We start from the raw sequence: 21072 nt of genomic DNA on the forward strand, positions 1-21072 counted from the left end.
CCCGGCGTAGCAGGACATGAACTGAAACCTCATTTGCAATAGAGCGAGAGTCAGACGAAAAATTATCTCAATACTCCGGCTTGTTTGGCAACTGATTAAATCACCGTTCCCGGCGCATAAGGAAATAAGACGTAAGTCCAACTCAAATCGGTACTCCTTGTATGCTAATTCATGCCCCACGTCAAACATCTGCAACAAACTGAATGCAAAATCATTGCGGGGATCGTTACCCATTACTGAATACTGACCAGACGTGGCGTGATAAACACCACTAACTCGCGCCGTTCGTTATCTTTTCCGTCATGGCGGAACAGCTGACCCAGCCACGGAATGTTGCCCAGCACGGGCACGCTGTCGCGTCCGGTTTTATTCTTTTGCGAAAAGATCCCGCCCAGCGCGAGCGTTTCCCCACTTTTTACCTCAACCTGCGTTTCGATCTCCTGCTTATCGATCGCCAGCGTTTCGCCGTCTGCCTGTTGCAGCACCTGGCCGGGCATATTTTCACTGATATGCAATTTCAGGCGCACACGACCACCCGGCAGAACCACCGGCGTGACCTCCATGCCTAATACCGCTTCTTTAAATTCAACGGATGTCGCCCCGCTCTCGCCGCTGGAAACCTGATACGGAATTTCGCTGCCCTGCTTGATGCTGGCCGGCTGCATGTGCGATGCCAGCAGCCGCGGGCTGGCGATGATATCCACCTGCTGCTTTTGCTCAAGCGCCGACAACTCAAGATCCAGCATCCTGCCGTTGATGCGCCCGATGTTAAACCCTGCGTGGGTGGTCGCACTGGCCACCGACAGGTCCGCACCCAGCGTCGTGACCTGACCCACTTTACTGGCCTCCGTTGCGTCAGCGAGGTTCCATTTCACCCCCAGTTCACGCAGGCTTTTTTCACTGATGGTCACAATCTGCGCCGCCAGTTCCACCTGCTCGACGGGCAGATCCATCTGCACAGCCCAGCGCTGGAGCATATCCACCACCGTCTGGTTATCCCTGACCAGGAAACGGTTGGTGCGCTTGTCGACGGAGAGACTGCCTTTCGGGCTTAAGAGCTTTTCCGCCGCTTTTTGCAATTCGCCCGCATCCGCATAAGCAAACGGAATGCTGTGAGAGTGCAGCGGGGCGTCGAGCAGACGCTGGGCCCGCTCCTGCTCTTTACGCGTCTGTTGCTCCCGTTGCCAGGCCGCCGTATGCACATAAAAAATGCCGCCCTCTTCCCGCAATACCAGCCCGGCGCTGTTCACTACCGTCTGAAGCGCCTGCCTCCAGGGCACCCGCGTTAAATTCAGCGAAAGCGAACCGCTGACATCCGGCGACACCACCAGATTGCGATCCTCCTGCGCTACCAGCGCCTGTAATATTTGCACCACCGGGACATCATCCACCAGCAGGGTGACCGGTTTTGGCGTCGCGGCCCACAGGGGCTGGCTGAGTACCGCCAGTAACAGCCCTATCCTTATCTTCACTTTTTTTCGTTCCTTCTCGTTGCCATGTCCATCGCTTCGGCTCGCACATATCGCCGACATCAACGGTCAGTTGTTGTCTATCTATCGCGCTCACCCGCCAGCCTGTCGGTAACCGCATCTGCGTTTTTACCCGGTGCCAGCGTTTCTGCCCGTCCTGCATAAGGCCGATATCCCTGCTGCCGCTGACTATCCCCTGATACCGCCACTGGCTGAGCTGCCCGGCTGCGCAACGCTCTTCCGGCACAGAGAAGGGATCCCGCATCCCGGTCAGGAAAAGCGGAGAAAGCAGGATGACTAAACGGGCTTTACTGCGCATGACCGATCTCCAGTTGCAGGCTGAGGCGTAACTGTTTGCCCTGTGGGATGATGGAAAACGCACTCACCCGCACGTTCTCAAGCGCCAGCCGGGAAAAGAGCGCCGGAACCGCGCCCCATGAGGCATCCAGCGCCAGCTCTCCCCCACTCTGCTGCGGCTTCCAGTACACCAGCCTTGCGTCCTCACGCTGAAATGCCAGGGGAGAAAAGGGCCGCGAGGGCGTCACTTGCGTAAACACTGCTTGCCGTCCGGCCTCTGGCCACAGCGAGGCGTTGATTCGCTTCGCACTGATGGCCTGCGCCTGAACATCGGCGTAACGCAGAGCAGCGGGCCTGAGCAGCAGTCCCCAAATTGCCCACGCAACAAGCCCCGACGCGATCAACCAGCAAAGGACGCGCCGGGAAGGACGTGCATCAGCCCAGCGTTGATACCAGATACCCACCGGCTACCTCCGGCTATGCAGTTTAAAAGAGAACATCCATCGCCCCAGGCTATCCTGTTGCAGTTCGCCTGCCGGTCCGGGGTTAAATCCCGTCACCCTTTTCAGCGCATCGGTCATGGCTGCGAGCGCTGGCAGTGAAGTGGTATAGCCGGTCAGGGTCAGCGAGGGTGGCTGATAACGCAGCGCCGTCAGCCACGCCTGCCGGGGCATTGCGCTGGCAAGCGATTCCAGCGCGGGTTGCCAGGCCGGATCAGACGGCGGCGAAGGGGTTTTCAGCCCCGCTGACTGCGGCTGACGGGCTCTCAATACTTTCTGCACCGCCCGAGTCCCCGCCAGTTCGCTCTGCAACGCCTGTAACGCGAGAGACTGCGTCGCCCGCAGACTGAAACCACCCGCCAGCATCACCAGCAATGAGGCGGCAAACAGCAGCCCCCAGAAACGCAGGCGCTGATTACGTTGCTGCCGACGCCAGGGTAAAAGATTGGGCATGCTCATTACGGCGCCTCGCTCATGGCCAGCGCCAGGGCGACGGTGTAATCAGCACCGCATTCCGGCAGCGGCGGCTGGCACAGCGTCACCGCTTCCCAGGGATCGCGGGCAGCATCAAACACGGCGATATCAGAAGAAGAAAGCGCAAGCAGCGCCGCCAGTTCATTCACCGTCGCCGCTTCTGTGGTGTAGCGCCGCCCCCACTGGTGACGCATCGCCCATAGCCACTGGTGTTGATCTCTCCAGGCGACGCACCGGGCGGGGGCAACAGCAGAGAGAAGATTAGCCAGCGCGCCGGCATCCGGGGCGATTGCTGCCAGACGCAAACGCAGCGCGTTCGCCAGCGTCAACAGGGTATCGACCTCTCTGTTTTGCGCTGCGGTAACCTGAAAAGTGTTGCTGAACGTATCCTGCGCGTAGTCAAAGCAGAGCGTATCGGCGGGCATCTCCAGCTCACGCGCTAATGCGGCGCCTACCCAGGTGAGCTGTTCGCTGTCACGCAAGGTAACGGATGGACGGGGCAACGCGCGTTGCAGAACGCGCGTTGCCGGAAATGAGAGGAATACCCGATGCGAGTGCGGCAATGTTTTCCGCCAGCCACGTAATGCGTTAACCAGCTCTTCTGGCTTAAGTATTTTGCCTTCCCCGATAACGCCGTCCGACAGCGGCACCGCCCACCAGCGCCGTAAACGCCATCCGGCCCGCTCTCTGGTCAGCGCTAACGCAACCACCTTATCCTGTTGAATATGAACACCTGTTTGCCACGTTTTAAAAGCCATGCTTCACGATCTCCTTATCGCCCGTCGGAGTGACGGCTATATCAATGAATCAGGCTTGCCTTTATACTACCGCGCGATTGTTTAGAAACTGCCCAGGCTAAACCAAATGGGAAATCTCCGGTGAAGTTCGTAAAGTATTTATTGATCCTTGCAGTCTGTTGCATTCTGCTGGGAGCAGGCTCGATTATTGGTTTGTACAAATATGTCGAGCCGCAACTCCCTGATGTCGCCACGCTTCGTGATGTGCGGCTTCAGATCCCTATGCAGGTCTATAGCGCCGATGGTGAACTGATGGCGCAATACGGCGAGAAACGTCGTATCCCACTGACCTTAAATCAAATTCCACCCGTGATGGTGAAGGCTTTTATCGCCACCGAGGACAGCCGTTTTTACGAGCACCACGGTGTCGATCCGGTCGGTATTTTCCGTGCGGCAAGCGTGGCGCTGTTCTCCGGTCATGCCTCTCAGGGGGCAAGTACCATTACCCAGCAGCTGGCGCGTAACTTCTTCCTCAGCCCGGAAAAGACGCTGATGCGTAAGATCAAAGAGGTGTTCCTCGCGATCCGCATTGAGCAACTGCTGAGCAAAGACGAGATCCTTGAGCTTTACCTCAACAAGATCTATCTGGGCTACCGCGCCTATGGCGTAGGGGCTGCGGCTCAGGTCTATTTTGGTAAGCCGATCGATCAGCTCACGCTGAGCGAAATGGCGACCATTGCCGGCCTGCCAAAAGCGCCATCCACGTTTAACCCGCTCTACTCGCAGGACCGCGCCACCGCGCGCCGTAACGTGGTGCTGTCGCGTATGTTGAGCGAAGGCTACATCAGTCAGTCTGAGTACGATAAGGCGCGCAGCGACGTTATTGACGCCAATTACCATGCGCCGGAAATCGCCTTCTCTGCACCGTATCTCACTGAAATGGTTCGCCAGGAGATGGTGAGTCGCTACGGTGATAAAGCGTATGAAGATGGTTATCGCGTCTATACCACCGTGACCCGCAAAGTGCAGCAGGCTGCCCAGCAGGCGGTGCGTAATAACGTGATGGATTACGATATGCGTCACGGCTATCGCGGCCCGTCCAACGTGCTGTGGAAAGTGGGGGAAGGCGCATGGGACAGTAAAAAAATCACTGATTCCCTGAAAGCGCTGCCGACCTATGGCCCGCTGCGTCCGGCGGTCGTCACCCAGGCCGATCCACAGGAAGCGGTGGCGATGATGGCCGATGGCACATCCGTTTCGCTGCGCATGGAGGGTGTCCGCTGGGCGCGTCCGTACCGCTCTGACACTCTTCAGGGCCCGACGCCACGTAAAGTGACCGATGTGGTACAAACCGGACAACAAATCTGGGTCCGTCAGGTCGGTGATGCCTGGTGGCTGGCGCAGGTGCCGGACGTCAACTCTGCGCTGGTCTCCATCAATCCGCAGAACGGTGCCGTGATGGCGCTGGTTGGCGGGTTCGATTTCAACCAGAGCAAATTTAACCGCGCGACCCAGGCACTGCGTCAGGTTGGTTCGAACATCAAACCGTTCCTGTATACCGCGGCGATGGATAAGGGGCTGACGCTCGCCAGCATTCTCAACGACGTGCCAATTTCCCGCTGGGATGCCGGTGCGGGCTCTGACTGGCAGCCGAAGAACTCTCCGGCGCAATACGCTGGCCCTATCCGTCTGCGTCAGGGCCTTGGCCAGTCGAAGAACGTGGTCATGGTTCGCGCGATGCGTGCGATGGGCGTTGATTATGCGGCAGAGTATCTGCAACGCTTCGGCTTCCCGGCGCAAAACATTGTTCATACCGAATCTCTGGCGCTCGGCTCCGCGTCCTTTACACCGCTCCAGGTCGCGCGTGGCTACTCGGTGATGGCGAACGGGGGATTCCTGGTCGATCCGTATTTCATCAGCAAAATCGAGAACGATCAGGGCGGCGTACTGTTTGAAGCGAAACCGAAAATTGCCTGCCCTGAATGCGATATTCCGGTGATTTACGGCGACACGCCAAAATCCAATGTCCTGGAAAACAAGGATATGGAAGATGTGGCGATCTCTCAGGAACGTCAGAATCTGGCGGTGCCGCAGCCTCAGCTGGAACAGGCCAATCAGGCGCTGGTCGCCCAGAGTGGCGCGCAGGAGTACGCCCCGCACGTGATCAGCACGCCGCTGTCGTTCCTGATTAAGAGCGCACTGAACACCAACATCTTTGGCGAACCGGGCTGGCAAGGCACCGGCTGGCGAGCGGGCCGCGATTTGCAGCGCCACGACATCGGCGGCAAAACCGGGACAACCAACAGTTCAAAAGATGCCTGGTTCTCAGGTTATGGCCCGGGCGTTGTCACCTCGGTCTGGATTGGTTTTGACGATCACCGCCGCACTCTGGGGCGCACAACCGCTTCTGGCGCGATTAAAGATCAGATTTCCGGTTACGAGGGTGGGGCTAAGAGTGCGCAACCGGCCTGGGATGCTTACATGAAGGCCGCTCTCGAGGGCGTGCCGGAGCAGCCGCTAACGCCTCCGCCGGGCATTGTCACGATCAATATTGACCGCAGCACTGGACAGCTCGCGAATGGCGGTAATAGCCGTGCCGAGTATTTCATCGAGGGTACGCAGCCAACCACGCAGGCGGTGCATGAGGTGGGTACAGAGATCATTGATAACGGCGAGACGCACGAACTGTTCTGACGCCAACTAAAAAGCCGGGTGGCGACTACGCCTGACCCGGCCTACAACATCAATGCAAAACGGCAACCTTCGGTTGCCGTTTTTAATGGTGGCGCTACAAACGACCCTGCCCCTTCAGCCACTCTCGTACCAGGAACAGTGCGCTCACGTTGCGTGCCTCGTTAAAGTCAGGATCTTCCAGCAAATCCATCAGATGAGCCAGCGGCCAGCGAACCTGCGGCAGCGGTTCCGGCTCGTCTCCTTCCAGCGATTCAGGATAGAGACCTTCCGCGACAACGATGTTCATTTTGCTGGAGAAATAGGACGGCGCCATGCTCAGCTTTTTCAGGAACGTCAGCTCTTTCGCGCCAAAACCGACCTCTTCTTTCAGCTCCCGGTTTGCCGCTTCAAACACCGTTTCGCCCGGATCGATCAGTCCTTTGGAGAAGCCCAGCTCGTAGGATTCAGTGCCCACGGCGTATTCACGAATGAGGATCAGGTGCTCGTCGACGATAGGCACTATCATCACCGCTTCACGCGAGGAGGGGCGCATACGCTCATAAACACGACGCACACCGTTGCTGAACTCCAGATCCACGCTTTCGACATTAAACAGACGCGATTTCGCGACGGTTTCAACATTCAGAATGGTGGGCTTTTGTAAGGGTTTGGTCATCTTGACGGGTCTTTGCTGGGTGAACTGGCTTTATTGTGCGATACGCCGCACGGTTTCGGCAATGTCAATTGCTCTTTATTTACATTTATGCAACGTAATTGAATGCGATTCTCATTTCAAAACAAATGTCAAGAGGTTGAAATGTTTCCAGGAATTTGCTGATATCGCGCCGGAACAGGCTTTGTTATCATTACCGGTCACTGGGATGCGCGTCAACATGCTCAAGTTAGACTCCATACTTGCCGATAGCCGACCACAGAATCTCATTCATTGTACAAAAGGTGCGACTGACAACACCTGTAAGAAGATAAGTAAGATGGGGAAAGCATGAGCACCATTTTGATTTTTCTCGCTGCTGTGCTGGCCTGCGCGTCGATTGCGGTGTGGGTATTCAGGCGCCGCGTACATCGCCGTTATCGGCTGCCCTTTTTAAACGCGTTCGCCGGAGCAAACACGCGCAAGCTTTCGCCAGAGGAACGCAGCACCGTTGAGCAGTATCTCGACACGCTGAACCGATCCCGGCTTTCGCCTGGCCCTACCGGCGCCAGCGCCGCCCCCGTATCGCTCAACCTAAACGCCCAAAGCGACACCGTTCTGTGCGTGACGCGCTCCATTACCCGCTACGGCATCACAACCGACGATCCCAACAAATGGCGTTACTATCTCGACTCTGTTGAAGTACACCTGCCTCCCTTCTGGGAACAGTATATTAACGACGAAAACAGCGTCGAGCTCATCCATACCGATACGCTGCCGCTGGTTATCTCCCTCAATGGTCATACTCTGAGCGAATATGTTCAGGAAGCGCCACGCTTTGCGCTGGAACGCGCGAGCGGAACGCAGGCCTCTATTCGTGGTGAAGAGACAGAGCAGATTGAACTGCTCAACATCCGCCAGGAAACGCATGAAGAGTACGTCCTGAGCCGCCCGGATGGCATTCGCGAAGCGGTGCTGATTGTCGCCTCGTTCCTGCTCTTTTTCATCTGCCTGCTGACGCCGGACGTGTTTGTTCCGTGGCTCGCGGGTGGCGCAGTACTGCTTCTGGCCGCCGGGCTGTGGGGCATATTTGCCCCGCCGGCAAAAACGTCATTACGCGAAATTCACTGCCTGCGCGGAACCCCAAAACGCTGGGGACTGTTCGGTGAGAACGATCAGGAACATATCAACAATATCTCGCTCGGGATCATCGATCTTATCTATCCACGCCACTGGCAGCCGTGGATTGCGCAGGACCTGGGCCACAAAACGGATATTGATATCTATCTCGACCGCCACGTTGTACGCCAGGGACGTTACTTATCCCTGCACGACGAAGTAAAAAACTTCCCGCTTCAGCACTGGCTTCGCAGCGCGGTGATTGCCGGTGGCGCCGCGTTAATCTTCCTCATGCTGCTGCTTTTCGTGCCGCTGGATATGCCAATTAAATTTACCCTGTCATGGATTAAAGGGGCGCAAACCGTGGAAGCCACCAGCGTACAGCAGCTCGAAGAAGCGGGTGTACGCGTGGGGGATACGTTGCGCCTCAAAGGCACCGGGATGTGTAATATCCACTCACCGGGTGCCTGGAACACGCGCCAGAACTCGCCGTTCGCGCCGTTCGACTGCTCTCAGATCATCTGGAATGACGCCTCTCCGCTGCCGCTGCCGGAATCGGATGTGGTCAATAAGGCCACTGCGCTCACCCAGACGATTAATCGCCAGCTCCATCCAAAACCGGATGATGATTCTCGCGTCAGCCCTGCCCTGCGTTCGGCTATTCAGAAGTCGGGTATGGTGCTGCTGGATGACTTTGGCGAAATCGTCCTGAAAACAGAGGATCTCTGTTCCGCCCAGGATGACTGTATCCGGCTGAAGAACGCGCTGGTCAACCTCGGCAACAGCAAAGACTGGGACGCGCTGGTGAAACGCGCCGAAGCGGGACGCCTGGACGGTGTGAACGTGCTTCTGCGTCCGGTCAGCGCCGAGTCGCTGGATAATCTGGTGGCGACCTCTACCGCCCCCTTCGTGATGCGTGAAACCACCCGTGCCGCCCAGGCGCTTAACAGCCCGGCGCCGGGCGGTTTTGTGATTGCCAGCGATGAAGGCAGCGACCTGGTGGATCAACCTTATCCGCAGGTTTCGCTGTATGACTATCCTGCCCAGGAGCAGTGGAGCGAATTCCAGCGTCTGGCGCAGATGCTGATGCAGACGCCATTCAGCGCGGAAGGGATCGTCACCACCCTCTTCACCGACGCCAACGGCACGCGTCATATTGGCCTGCACCGTATGCCGGATAGCGCTGGCCTGTGGCGCTATATAGGGACATCCCTGCTGCTGATTGCGATGCTGGCGTGCATCGTCTGGAACGGTTATCAGGCCGTACGCCGCTATCAGCGTTCCCGCACGCGGCTGGCAGAAATCCAGGCCTACTACGAAAATTGCCTTAACCCGAAACTGATCTCCTCTTCTGAGAGCCTGATCGGATAACGTCCCTGCGCGACAAGTTGTGCTACCCTGTCGCGCACGTTTCTTCTGGCTGGAGTTCCCCCTTATGCATCTTGATATCGACTGGCAGGCGGTCGATACCGTCCTGCTTGATATGGACGGCACGCTGCTTGATCTCGCCTTTGATAACTATTTCTGGCAAAAGCTGGTCCCGGAAACTTACGGTGAACAGCAGGGGATCTCCCCGGCAGAAGCGCAGGAATTCATTCGTTCGCAATATAGCGCGGTGCAGCATACGCTAAACTGGTACTGTCTTGACTACTGGAGCGAGCGACTCGGTTTGGATATTTGTGCCATGACCACCGCCCAGGGCGCACGCGCCGTACTGCGCGAAGATACGGTCCCGTTCCTGGACGCGCTGAAAGCCTGCGGTAAGCGCCGTATTTTGCTGACAAATGCGCATCCCCATAACCTGGCCGTGAAGCTGGAGCATACCGGGCTTGCTTCACACCTTGATTTATTGCTTTCCACCCACACATTTGGTTATCCGAAAGAGGATCAGCGGTTGTGGCATGCCGTGGTAGAAGAAACCGGTTTACAGCCGGAACGCACGCTGTTTATTGACGACAGCGAGCCGATTCTGGATTCTGCGGCCGCTTTTGGCATTCACTATTGTCTGGGCGTGACCAATCCGGATTCCGGCCTGGCTGAAAAAAGCTATCTGCGACATCCGGGGCTGAACGACTATCGCCGGATGATCCCCTCACTCACCGTGAAGGAGACGCCATGAAAGAAAAACCCTCTGATGGGGTAAGACTGGATAAATGGCTGTGGGCCGCCCGTTTTTACAAAACGCGCGCCCTTGCCCGTGAAATGGTTGACGGCGGAAAGGTGCATTACAACGGTCAGCGCAGCAAACCGAGCAAGCTGGTTGAACTGAATGCCACGTTAACGCTTCGCCAGGGCAACGATGAGAAAACGGTGGTGGTGAAAGCCATTACCGAACAACGGCGGCCCGCAACCGAAGCCGTTTTGCTGTATGAAGAGACGGCCGAAAGCATAGAGAAGCGCGAGAAAACCGCGCTGGCGCGCAAAATGAACGCGCTAACTATGCCTCACCCGGACCGGCGACCGGATAAAAAAGAGCGCCGCGATCTGATGAAATTTAAACACGGTGAGAGCGAGTAACCCTCACCTGCACGAGAGATGAAAATGGCCCAACACGACCAATTACACCGCTATCTGTTTGAACAATTCGCCGTGCGCGGCGAGCTGGTCACCGTATCCGAAACCTGGAAACAGATTCTGGAAAACCACAACTACCCGCTGCCGGTGAAAACCCTGTTGGGCGAACTGCTGGTTGCCACCAGCCTGCTGACCGCCACGCTGAAGTTCGCTGGCGATATTACCGTTCAGTTGCAGGGTGATGGCCCGATGTCGCTGGCGGTGATCAACGGTAATAACCAGCAGCAAATGCGCGGCGTGGCGCGCGTTCAGGGCGATATCCCTGAAAATGCGGATCTGAAAACGCTGGTCGGAAATGGCTACCTGGTTATCACGATTTCGCCTGAAGAGGGTGAGCGCTATCAGGGCGTTGTCGGTCTGGAAGGCGACACGCTTGCCGCCTGCCTGGAAGATTACTTCATGCGTTCCGAACAGCTGCCAACCCGTCTGTTCATCCGCACCGGTGAAGTGGATGGTCAGCCTGCTGCCGGTGGTATGCTGCTTCAGGTTCTGCCTGCGCAGGATGCGCAGACCAATGATTTCGAGCATCTGGCAACGCTGACGGAAACCATCAAAGCGGAAGAGCTGTTCACCCTGTCGGCGACCGACGTGCTGTGGCGTCTGTACCACGAAGAAGAAGTGACGGTTTACGATCCGCAGGATGTGGAATTTAAGTGCACCTGCTCTCGCGAGCGTTGTGCCGGCGCCCTGAAAACGCTGCCGGATGAAGAGATCGACAGCATCATGGCGGAAGACGGTGAGATCGATATGCACTGTGATTACTGCGGTACGCACTACGTGTTTAATTCGATGGATATCGCGGAGATCCGCAATAACGCCTCTCCGGCGGATCCGCAGGTTCACTAAGCTCTGAGCCTGATGCCCGGCGGCGCTATGCTCGCACGGGCCTACAATGAATTGTGCAATTTTTTGATATGATTGCTAATTGTAGGCCGGGTAAGCGTAGCGCCACCCGGCAAGAAAAATCACTAACGCCACTGCGTATTATTGTAACTGTCGTAGCTCATATCGACACGCTCCCCAAAAATCTCAATATCCGCCCAGGGCTTCACGACAGATTTCACTTTCCTCTGCCTTAATGCGCGGTCAAGTTCTCCTCTGGTCAATGCCTCCGGCATTTTCCACGCGTCCCCGGCGATCCTCCAGCCCGTGTTAGTTTGTGTGTAAGCCACGATCGTGCGATCGGTAAATTGAAATAGCACGGCTTCCGGCTTGCCGTCGCTGTTAAGATCCAGCGGCATAAGTAAACAGTTACTCTGGGCGCTATCGCAGCTCTCGAAGCGATACTGATTGCTGAGCATGGCTTGCCAAAATGTCTTATCAGGATGAGCCATTCCCGGTGCGAGCTGGACCTGTTTTTCCAGCATCGCGGCGGTCATCTTACCTGCTCCGCCAGCATTCCTGGAGAGAAGACCATTTATTTCACGCTGGCGTTTTGGGTTAGAGATAAACTGCGGATCGTTTTGCAGCGTGAGCATCGCCTCCCGCCCCTTTCGTCCAGCGTTACTGAGCATATACAGGCTGACTTGATCCGCAGTTATTCTGCCGTCCTGATAGCGGGCCATATGGCTTGCAACACTTATTCGCCACGGATCCAGCACGGGGGTATGGACCAACGCCAGGAAAATGAGGGAAAGCAGCCCGGTCGCCGGGATGACGTACGCATGGATCTTCTGCGGTTCACGGCGCTGAATCAGAGCGCTGGCGCAAAAACCGATCGCCCAGACCAGCGCCACGATGGTTATCAATACCCCGTACAGACGCTCGGGTGACCAGCCGTATTGCGAAATGCGTAGCCACAGCGCCCACCCCGCCAGAACCGGATACGCGGGTACGATAGCCACAGCGAGGCGAATCATCCCTCGCAGCGGGGCATAGTAAGGCAGTGTTTGACGCTGTGGATGCCACACTATCGTCACCAGGAATAACAGCAGCAGCGCTAAGGTGGTCAGCAAGCCCGCGGCGGATATTCTGGCTGAAATGGATTCAAAGCCGACAAAAGGCAACGCGCCAATAAAGAGCAGCGCCAGCGCCGCCATCAGGGGAAGCAGACCGGTGGCGATGAGGGTCAGCAGATTTTGCAGGGCAAAGATTAACCTTACCTGCATGCGCGTGAGCACGGCCGCACTGGCTGAAACCACGCCAATCGCCACTGAAATAAATCCGTCAGAATGAAAGAAAAGCCGATCAAAAAAGCCGATGCCAATAAGTTCGAAAAGCTCGGCCCAGAGGAAAAGTACCAGCCAGAAGAGACCATTCGAAACAAAAATAATGAGCAGCGTCAGAGCGTTATGCCAGTTTCGTTGATAAAAGTCGCTGTAGAACGAGGTAGTCGGGACGGGATCCAGACGCCGCTGAAGCCATGGCAACACGAACAGCGTCATCAGCAGCAGATGAAAGCCGAAAACGAGCATCTCATCTCTGAGATTCCAGCTTTCGAGTCCTGCAACGCTCCACTTAAGCCAGCCGCCCATACCCGCGACTGCCGCGCCGATCATCCCGAGTGACAGCCACAAAAATGGCTTTCTGAATGACGTCATGGCAAGAGACAACGTGGTTGTCATTACCACGGTGGCAGGTACTACACACATCAGCCACAGCGTATCCGATGGCAATTTTGCGTACTCGATATACCACATGATTACATAGCAAATTACGCCCTGTAGAGCCCCCGCCAGCACGACGGCTACGCGCGTTAAAGCGGATAACGTCTCACGGTTTTCCATTTCTCATCCCTTGTTCATGAAAAATCTATTGTCTCATCAAAGCAAAACTCTGGCCCCCACCTCAAACTCTGAAAATAGCTGACCCAAGAGACCTGAATCGTTTTCCCAGTGTAACCCTTACGTAATTTTCTTACATGTATGCGATTACATTCACATTCTTCTGGATAAATTCACCAGAGATTAACCTTTTAAGAACATTTTCCCCATCCAAAAAGCGATTCCTGCGATAATCTGCCCGCCCTGTGACTGGAGTCGCAGCGTTTTCCGTTAGTAAGGGTTTTGACCAGATACGTAAATCTATGAGCCCCGTCGCGGTTAACATCCCCAGAAAAACCCTACAATTTCAGGCAGTACATATTGGCTAAGGAGCAGTGATATGCGTGTTAATGGTTTAACCCCGCAAGATCTCAAGGCTTATGGTATTCACGACGTCCAGGAAGTGGTCTACAACCCCGATTACGATACGCTGTATCAGGAAGAGCTCAATCCGGCACTGGAAGGATACGAGCGTGGTGTGTTGACGAACCTGGGTGCTATCGCCGTCGATACGGGTATTTTTACCGGTCGTTCGCCGAAAGATAAGTATATCGTCCGAGACGACACCACCCGCGATACGCTGTGGTGGGCTGATAAGGGCAAAGGGAAGAACGATAACAAACCGCTCTCCCCGGAAACCTGGCAGCATCTGAAAGGACTTGTCACCCATCAGCTTTCCGGCAAGCGTCTGTTTATTATTGATGCGTTCTGCGGCGCTAACGCCGACACCCGTCTCTCCGTACGATTTATCACCGAAGTGGCCTGGCAGGCGCATTTTGTGAAGAACATGTTCATTCGTCCAACTGATGAAGAACTGCAAGACTTCACCCCTGACTTTATCGTGATGAACGGCGCGAAATGCACCAACCCGCAGTGGAAAGAGCAGGGTCTGAACTCCGAAAACTTTATCGCCTTCAACCTGACCGAGCGTATCCAGCTGATAGGCGGTACCTGGTACGGCGGCGAAATGAAGAAAGGGATGTTCTCGGTCATGAACTACCTGCTGCCGTTGCGCGGTATCGCCTCCATGCACTGCTCGGCGAACGTCGGGGAAAAAGGCGATGTAGCAGTGTTCTTCGGCCTTTCCGGCACCGGTAAAACAACGCTGTCCACCGATCCAAAACGTCGTCTGATTGGCGATGATGAACACGGCTGGGATGATGACGGCGTGTTTAACTTTGAAGGCGGCTGCTACGCGAAGACCATTCGCCTGTCGGAAGAGGCAGAGCCGGATATCTACCACGCGATTCGCCGCGATGCGCTGCTGGAAAACGTCACCGTGCGTGCCGATGGCTCTATCGACTTCGACGATGCGTCTAAAACCGAAAACACCCGCGTCTCTTACCCGATCTACCACATCGAGAACATCGTCAAGCCGGTATCGAAGGCGGGTCACGCCACGAAGGTGATTTTCCTGACCGCAGATGCATTCGGCGTGCTGCCACCGGTTTCCCGCCTGACCGCCAGCCAGACGCAGTACCATTTCCTCTCCGGCTTTACCGCTAAACTGGCGGGTACCGAGCGCGGTGTGACCGAGCCAACCCCAACCTTCTCCGCCTGCTTCGGCGCGGCGTTCCTGTCGCTGCACCCAACGCAGTACGCGGAAGTGCTGGTGAAACGCATGCAGGCATCCGGCGCCCAGGCATACCTGGTAAACACCGGCTGGAACGGTACGGGCAAACGTATCTCCATCAAAGATACACGCGCCATCATCGACGCGATTCTGGATGGTTCGCTGGATAACGCCGAGACCTTTACGCTGCCGATGTTCGATCTGGCGATCCCAACAGCGCTGCCGGGCGTGGATACGCGTATCCTGGATCCGCGTAACACCTACGGTTCACCGGAACAGTGGCGTGAGAAGGCTGAATCGCTGGCGAAACTGTTTATCGAAAACTTCGAGAAGTATACCGACACCCCGGCGGGTGCTGCGCTGGTGAGTGCGGGACCGAAGCTGTAGGTAAAAGCAAAAAGGCAACGAAAGTTGCCTTTTTTAATGTTTTTTCCCTCTCCCCGTGGGAGAGGGCCGGGGTGAGGGCATCAGGCCCCACCCTTTTTTAACTCTCTTTCACCTGACCCCGTAAAACCGGCACCGGTAACCACGCACGAATGCTCAAACCACCCCGCTCGCTGGTGCCAATTTCCAGCAGTCCGTTATGGTTATCCACAATACGCTGCACAATCGCCAGGCCTAAGCCGGTTCCGCTGGTGCTGCGCGCGCTGTCGCCGCGCACAAATGGCTGGAACAGGTGCTTACGCTGCTCAGGCTTGATGCCCGGGCCATCGTCTTCCACCTGGAACCAGGCGCGGTTGAGTTCCGTACCGCTGCTGACTTTGATCCAGCCGTTGCCGTAGCGCGCCGCGTTGACCACCATATTCGCCACCGCGCGTTTAATGGAGAGCGGGTGCATACGTACCTGAATCTCACCTGCCTGAAGGTCGGTCGCAATTTCACGTTCGTAGCCGCTTTCGGCAGCAACCACTTCGCCCAGAACCGCATTCAGATCCGCCATCTCCATCGGCATCTCCTGCCCGGTGCGCAGGTAGTCGATAAACTGCTCGATGATGGCGTTACACTCTTCGATATCCTTGTTGATGGACTCTGCAAGATAACCATCCTGCTCGCCCATCATCTCCGTCGCCAGCCGGATACGCGTCAGGGGCGTGCGAAGGTCATGGCTGACCCCCGCCATCAGCAGCGTACGGTCGTCCGCCAGCTGTTTAACGCCTGCCGCCATGTGGTTAAACGCACGCGTTACCGAGCGCACTTCCGATGCGCCATACTCGCGCAGCGGCGGTGGGATAATACCTTTACCGACCTGTAATGCCGCATGCTCCAGGTCGACCAGCGGTCGGTTCTGGATACGAATAAACAGCCATGCGCCGCCGATGGCCAGCAGCATGATCGCCAGGGTGTATCGGAACAGCGGTGAGAAGTCGCCCTGATGAATCTCGGTGAGCGGAACACGCACCCAGATGTTGGGTGACAGCCAGGTTTTCAGCCAGACAACCGGCGAGCTTTTATTGACCTCAACGCGCACTTCCGTCGGGCCGCCAAGCTGCTGCGCCATCTGCTGGCTGAGGAATTCATAGTGCTGCGCCCAGCGCAGGCCGGCATCTTCCGCCGCTTCGTTCGAGTAGAGAGAAATGCCCAGCTCACGGTAGATTTCCCGACGGAACGCCGGGGGAACAACCAACTGCGTGCCGTCCTCCAGTTGCAGTTTGTCGGTCATCAGCATACGCACTTCGTATGCCAGCACCTTATTAAACTGCTGGAGGCTCGGCAGGATTGCAAAGTTCAGCACCACCAGGTAGGTCGTCACCAGACTGACAAACAGCAGGGTGACGATCAATAACAGCGTGCGGGCAAACGAACTTCGCGGCGAGAAGCGCATTCGCCTCATGCTTTAGAGCCGTCCGGGACAAACACGTAGCCCAGACCCCAAACGGTCTGAATATAACGAGGATGCGCCGGATCTTCTTCCACCATACGACGCAGACGAGAGATTTGCACGTCGATAGAACGCTCCATCGCGGAGTATTCACGACCACGCGCCAGGTTCATCAGCTTGTCACGGGAGAGCGGCTCACGCGGGTGGCTGACCAGCGCTTTCAGCACCGCGAACTCACCGCTGGTGAGCGGCATTGGCTCATCTTCACGGAACATCTCACGGGTGCCGAGGTTCAGCTTAAACTTACCGAATGCAATGACGGCCTCTTCCTGAGATGGCGCGCCCGGCAGTTCGTTCGCCTGACGACGCAGCACGGCGCGAATACGCGCCAGCAGTTCACGCGGGTTAAACGGCTTTGGAATGTAGTCATCAGCGCCAATCTCAAGGCCGACAATACGGTCGACTTCTTCACCCTTCGCCGTCACCATGATGATCGGCATCGGGTTGCTCTGGCTGCGCAGACGGCGGCAAATAGAGAGCCCGTCTTCGCCAGGCAGCATCAGGTCCAACACCATCAGGTGGAAAGATTCACGCGTCAGCAGACGATCCATCTGTTCCGCGTTCGCGACGCTACGAACCTGGAAGCCCTGCTCGGTCAGATAACGTTCCAGCAGCGCACGCAGGCGCATGTCGTCATCTACGACCAGAATTTTGTAGTTCTCTTGCATTGTGTGTACTCCCAAAGGTTCGGATAAGCCTGGAACAGCGTATTCTAAAAAAGTGCACGGGTTCGACCAGCAAATTCTGGTATAAATTCTAGACGAAATTGTTACAAAGCATATTTAACAGCAGCTTATCTGTTCATTTCATCACATAAATCATTATTAATCTTGTCTGTTACACTGTGCGCTACGTATTGTGCGCAAAGACAGTTAACCGGCATTAAAGGCTGCACCATGAAAACGCCTCTGATCACCCGCGAAGGGTACGAGAAACTCAAAAAAGAGATGGATTACCTGTGGCGCGAAGAGCGTCCGGAAGTGACCAAAAAAGTCACCTGGGCCGCAAGTCTGGGCGACCGCAGCGAGAATGCGGACTATCAGTACAATAAAAAGCGACTGCGCGAAATCGATCGCCGGGTACGCTACCTGACGAAGTGTCTCGAGAATCTCAAAATTGTCGATTACTCCCCGCAGCAGGAAGGTAAAGTGTTCTTCGGCGCGTGGGTCGAAATTGAAAACGACAACGGCGATACCCTGCGTTTTCGTATCGTCGGCTATGATGAAATTTTCGGTCGTAAGGATTACATTTCTATCGATTCACCCATGGCCCGCGCCCTGCTGAAAAAAGAGGTGGGCGATTTAGCCGTTGTCCAGACGCCCGCAGGTGAAGCAAGCTGGTACGTCAACGAAATCGTGTATGTTAAATAGTCCGAGAGCGCCCTCCCCGGCTGGCATTTTTTGGTGTCAGCCCGTATAACTATCCCCCTGATTTTCGATCCACAAGATGAACTGACCATGATGAAAGAGTCGCTCTGCCGCATTATTGCGGGTGAACTTCAGGCCAGAGCCGAACAGGTAGAAGCTGCCGTTCGCCTGCTTGATGAAGGGAACACCGTGCCGTTTATTGCACGTTATCGTAAGGAAGTCACCGGCGGTCTGGATGACACGCAGCTGCGAAACCTGGAGACCCGTCTGGGCTATCTGCGCGAGCTGGAAGACCGACGTCAGGCGATCCTCAAATCTATCGGCGAGCAGGGCAAGCTGACCAGTGACCTGGAAAAAGCCATTAACGGTACCCTGAGTAAAACCGAACTCGAAGACCTCTATCTGCCGTACAAACCGAAGCGCCGCACGCGCGGGCAGATTGCGATCGAAGCCGGCCTTGAGCCACTGGCCGATCTGCTGTGGAACGAGCCGTCTCACGATCCGGAAACCGAAGCCGCCAAGTTTATCGACGCCGATAAAAGCGTAGCAGACACCAAAGCCGCGCTGGACGGTGCTCGCTATATTCTGATGGAGCGCTTCGCCGAAGACGCGGCGCTGCTGGCCAAAGTGCGTGATTACCTGTGGAAGAACGCGCATATCGTCTCCACCGTGGTGTCCGGCAAAGAGGAAGAAGGCGCGAAATTCCGCGACTATTTCGATCACCACGAACCCATTTCTACCGCGCCGTCTCACCGCGCGCTGGCGATGTTCCGCGGCCGTAACGAAGGCGTGCTGCAACTCTCCCTGAATGCCGATCCGCAGTTTGACGAGCCGCCAAAAGAGAGCCACTGCGAGCAGATCATTATGGATCATCTGGGCCTGCGCCTGAACAACGCCCCGGCGGACAGCTGGCGCAAAGGCGTGGTGAGCTGGACCTGGCGCATCAAGGTGCTGATGCACCTCGAAACCGAGCTGATGGGCACCGTGCGCGAGCGCGCCGAAGACGAAGCGATCAACGTCTTCGCCCGTAACCTGCACGACCTGCTGATGGCTGCGCCAGCTGGCCTGCGCGCCACCATGGGTCTCGATCCGGGTCTGCGTACCGGCGTGAAGGTGGCCGTGGTTGACGGCACCGGCAAGCTCGTTGCCACCGACACCATTTACCCGCACACCGGTCAGGCAGCGAAAGCGGCTGTCGTCGTCGCCGCGCTGTGCGAGAAGTACAACGTTGAGCTGGTTGCCATCGGTAACGGTACGGCGTCCCGCGAAACCGAACGTTTCTATCTCGACGTGCAGAAGCAGTTCCCGAAAGTGACGGCGCAGAAAGTGATCGTCAGCGAAGCGGGGGCATCAGTCTACTCCGCCTCTGAGCTGGCAGCGCAGGAGTTCCCGGATCTGGACGTTTCCCTGCGCGGCGCGGTCTCTATCGCCCGTCGTTTGCAGGATCCGCTGGCGGAGCTGGTGAAGATCGACCCGAAATCCATCGGTGTGGGCCAGTATCAGCACGACGTGAGCCAGACGCAGCTGGCGCGCAAGCTGGATGCGGTAGTGGAAGACTGTGTTAACGCCGTCGGCGTGGACCTGAACACCGCTTCCGTTCCCCTGCTGACCCGCGTGGCGGGCCTGACCCGTATGATGGCACAGAATATCGTCGCCTGGCGTGATGAGAACGGTCAGTTCCAGAACCGCCAGCAGCTGCTGAAGGTGAGCCGTCTGGGGCCGAAAGCATTTGAGCAGTGCGCGGGCTTCCTGCGCATCAACCACGGCGATAACCCGCTGGATGCCTCTACCGTTCACCCGGAAGCGTACCCTGTTGTTGAGCGCATCCTGGCCGCGACTCAGCAGGCGCTTAAAGACCTGATGGGCGACAGCAGCGCGCTGCGTAACCTGAAAGCGGTGGATTTCACCGACGAACAGTTCGGTGTGCCGACGGTCACTGACATCATCAAAGAGCTGGAAAAACCGGGCCGCGATCCGCGTCCTGAGTTTAAAACCGCGACCTTTGCTGACGGCGTGGAAACCATGAACGACCTGCTGCCGGGCATGGTGCTGGAGGGGGCGGTAACCAACGTCACCAACTTTGGCGCGTTTGTGGATATCGGCGTGCATCAGGACGGTCTGGTGCATATCTCTTCCCTCGCCGACAAGTTCGTTGAAGATCCGCACACCGTGGTCAAAGCGGGCGACATCGTGAAGGTGAAAGTGCTGGAAGTGGATCTCCAGCGCAAGCGTATTGCCCTGACCATGCGTCTGGACGAGCAGCCGGGCGACACTAACGCGCGCCGTGGCGGTAATGGCGGTGGCCGTGAACAGCAGCGTCCGGCAGCGAAAGCCGCGAAGCCACGCGGACGTGACGCACAGCCAGCAGGCAACAGCGCGATGATGGATGCGCTGGCAGCGGCGATGGGTAAGAAACGCTAATGCTGTAAATGCCCGGTGGCGCGACGCTTACCGGGCCTACGGTTTTGTAGGCCGGGCAAACGCAGTGCCGCCCGGCAAGCAGGCCGCAGGGAATTAAAATAAATAAGTTGTATCCATATTTAAACCACGAATTATCACCTCATTAACAAATAGCCTTCTTTTTATTTTCACCTCAATTTCGCAAATATTGAGCAAGGTCAAGCAGACCGCAAATTAATACGATTAACAACATCCCGTCACATTTTTATTATTGCTGATAAAAACTATTCTCATTATCATCGCAGTGTAGATTATTTAACCTCTCGTGGAATCAGGCGCTATGCAATTCACTCCAGACAGTGCGTGGAAAATTATCGGTTTTACCCGTGAGATAAGCCCGGCCTATCGGCAGAAGCTGCTGTCCCTGGGCATGCTACCCGGCTCATCGTTCCAGGTGGTGCGCGTTGCGCCGTTGGGCGATCCTGTTCATATCGAAACCCGACGCGTTAATCTGGTTCTGCGTAAAAAAGACCTCGCATTAATTGAAGTTGAATCTTTATCCCGTTAACAAGCCAGCGGTTTCAGTGAGTCTATTA

Annotated in this window: 18 protein-coding genes; 9 read left to right on the plus strand and 9 right to left on the minus strand. The window is 56.4% G+C overall.

Translation table 11 applies throughout. The features are described from left to right. Positions 1 to 233: 233 nt before the first annotated feature. Genes hofQ through BFV63_RS20430 form a run of 5 tightly spaced genes read right to left on the minus strand, consistent with a single transcriptional unit; the run spans position 234 to position 3498 of the window. Entirely contained in the window at positions 234 to 1472 is a 1239-nt protein-coding gene (hofQ, locus tag BFV63_RS20410; RefSeq protein WP_003861628.1) for a DNA uptake porin HofQ, read from the minus strand. After that, positions 1384 to 1788 carry a HofP DNA utilization family protein gene (locus BFV63_RS20415; protein WP_003861627.1) on the minus strand — a complete coding sequence of 135 codons (405 nt, stop codon included), beginning with the start codon at positions 1786 to 1788 and terminating at the stop codon, positions 1384 to 1386. The genes hofQ and BFV63_RS20415 overlap by 89 nt, the downstream gene beginning before the upstream one ends. Next, entirely contained in the window at positions 1778 to 2230 is a 453-nt protein-coding gene (locus BFV63_RS23640; RefSeq protein WP_023314950.1) for a HofO family protein, read from the minus strand. The genes BFV63_RS20415 and BFV63_RS23640 overlap by 11 nt, the downstream gene beginning before the upstream one ends. A gap of 3 nt (positions 2231 to 2233) precedes the next feature. Next, positions 2234 to 2725 carry a PilN domain-containing protein gene (locus BFV63_RS20425; RefSeq protein WP_023314951.1) on the minus strand — a complete coding sequence of 164 codons (492 nt, stop codon included), beginning with the start codon at positions 2723 to 2725 and terminating at the stop codon, positions 2234 to 2236. After that, positions 2725 to 3498 (minus strand): type IV pilus biogenesis protein PilM, encoded by a 774-nt coding sequence (locus BFV63_RS20430; RefSeq protein WP_048241724.1) that lies wholly within the window; start codon positions 3496 to 3498, stop codon positions 2725 to 2727. The genes BFV63_RS20425 and BFV63_RS20430 overlap by 1 nt, the downstream gene beginning before the upstream one ends. A gap of 120 nt (positions 3499 to 3618) precedes the next feature. Between BFV63_RS20430 and mrcA the strand changes: the two genes are divergently transcribed. Further along, positions 3619 to 6171 (plus strand): peptidoglycan glycosyltransferase/peptidoglycan DD-transpeptidase MrcA, encoded by a 2553-nt coding sequence (gene mrcA / locus BFV63_RS20435; RefSeq protein ID WP_023314953.1) that lies wholly within the window; start codon positions 3619 to 3621, stop codon positions 6169 to 6171. A gap of 94 nt (positions 6172 to 6265) precedes the next feature. Here mrcA and nudE read toward each other — a convergent pair whose 3' ends face one another. Next, on the minus strand, positions 6266 to 6826 hold the full coding sequence (nudE, locus tag BFV63_RS20440; protein WP_048209889.1) for an ADP compounds hydrolase NudE: 561 nt from the start codon (positions 6824 to 6826) through the stop codon (positions 6266 to 6268). Positions 6827 to 7153: 327 nt separating this feature from the next. Here nudE and BFV63_RS20450 point away from each other — a divergent pair, with 327 nt between their 5' ends. The 4 genes from BFV63_RS20450 (at position 7154) to hslO (ending at position 11341) form a co-directional block, all read left to right on the plus strand. After that, positions 7154 to 9292: an intracellular growth attenuator family protein gene (locus tag BFV63_RS20450; protein WP_048241721.1), complete on the plus strand. Its 2139-nt coding sequence runs from the start codon at positions 7154 to 7156 to the stop codon at positions 9290 to 9292. Between the two features lie 64 nt (positions 9293 to 9356). After that, a complete protein-coding gene (gene yrfG, locus BFV63_RS20455; RefSeq protein ID WP_069597588.1) occupies positions 9357 to 10040 on the plus strand; it encodes a GMP/IMP nucleotidase in 684 nt (227 codons plus the stop codon). Beyond that, positions 10037 to 10438: a ribosome-associated heat shock protein Hsp15 gene (gene hslR / locus BFV63_RS20460; protein WP_003861618.1), complete on the plus strand. Its 402-nt coding sequence runs from the start codon at positions 10037 to 10039 to the stop codon at positions 10436 to 10438. The genes yrfG and hslR overlap by 4 nt, the downstream gene beginning before the upstream one ends. A 24-nt stretch (positions 10439 to 10462) precedes the next feature. Next, the gene (gene hslO, locus BFV63_RS20465) at positions 10463 to 11341 is read left to right on the plus strand and encodes an Hsp33 family molecular chaperone HslO (RefSeq protein ID WP_023304550.1); all 879 of its coding nucleotides are present in this window, start codon (positions 10463 to 10465) and stop codon (positions 11339 to 11341) included. Positions 11342 to 11463: 122 nt separating this feature from the next. Here the strand turns inward: hslO and BFV63_RS20470 are convergent, their stop codons facing one another. Then, positions 11464 to 13221, minus strand: coding sequence for a DUF4153 domain-containing protein (locus BFV63_RS20470; RefSeq protein WP_048241719.1), 1758 nt, complete (start codon positions 13219 to 13221; stop codon positions 11464 to 11466). A 376-nt stretch (positions 13222 to 13597) separates the two neighbouring features. Between BFV63_RS20470 and pckA the strand changes: the two genes are divergently transcribed. Next, positions 13598 to 15217, plus strand: coding sequence for a phosphoenolpyruvate carboxykinase (ATP) (gene pckA / locus BFV63_RS20475; RefSeq protein ID WP_003861616.1), 1620 nt, complete (start codon positions 13598 to 13600; stop codon positions 15215 to 15217). A gap of 97 nt (positions 15218 to 15314) precedes the next feature. On the opposite strand, the gene envZ is transcribed toward pckA, so the two are convergent. Next, complete coding sequence (envZ, locus tag BFV63_RS20480) at positions 15315 to 16661, minus strand: two-component system sensor histidine kinase EnvZ (RefSeq protein ID WP_003861615.1); 1347 nt, start codon at positions 16659 to 16661, stop codon at positions 15315 to 15317. Continuing rightward, positions 16658 to 17377, minus strand: a complete 720-nt coding sequence (gene ompR / locus BFV63_RS20485; RefSeq protein WP_001157751.1) for an osmolarity response regulator transcription factor OmpR — start codon at positions 17375 to 17377, stop codon at positions 16658 to 16660. Before ompR ends, envZ begins: the two co-directional genes overlap by 4 nt. A 228-nt stretch (positions 17378 to 17605) precedes the next feature. On the opposite strand from ompR, the gene greB reads away from it, so the two are divergent. The 3 genes from greB (at position 17606) to feoA (ending at position 21044) form a co-directional block, all read left to right on the plus strand. Further along, complete coding sequence (gene greB, locus BFV63_RS20490; RefSeq protein ID WP_003861614.1) at positions 17606 to 18079, plus strand: transcription elongation factor GreB; 474 nt, start codon at positions 17606 to 17608, stop codon at positions 18077 to 18079. Between the two features lie 87 nt (positions 18080 to 18166). Next, positions 18167 to 20497, plus strand: a complete 2331-nt coding sequence (locus BFV63_RS20495; protein ID WP_022651955.1) for a Tex family protein — start codon at positions 18167 to 18169, stop codon at positions 20495 to 20497. Positions 20498 to 20816: 319 nt separating this feature from the next. Then, the gene (gene feoA, locus BFV63_RS20500) at positions 20817 to 21044 is read left to right on the plus strand and encodes a ferrous iron transporter A (RefSeq protein WP_003861611.1); all 228 of its coding nucleotides are present in this window, start codon (positions 20817 to 20819) and stop codon (positions 21042 to 21044) included. The last annotated feature ends 28 nt before the right edge of the window (positions 21045 to 21072 follow it).

The organism is Enterobacter hormaechei subsp. xiangfangensis (genome assembly GCF_001729785.1).
Classification (GTDB): domain Bacteria; phylum Pseudomonadota; class Gammaproteobacteria; order Enterobacterales; family Enterobacteriaceae; genus Enterobacter; species Enterobacter hormaechei_C.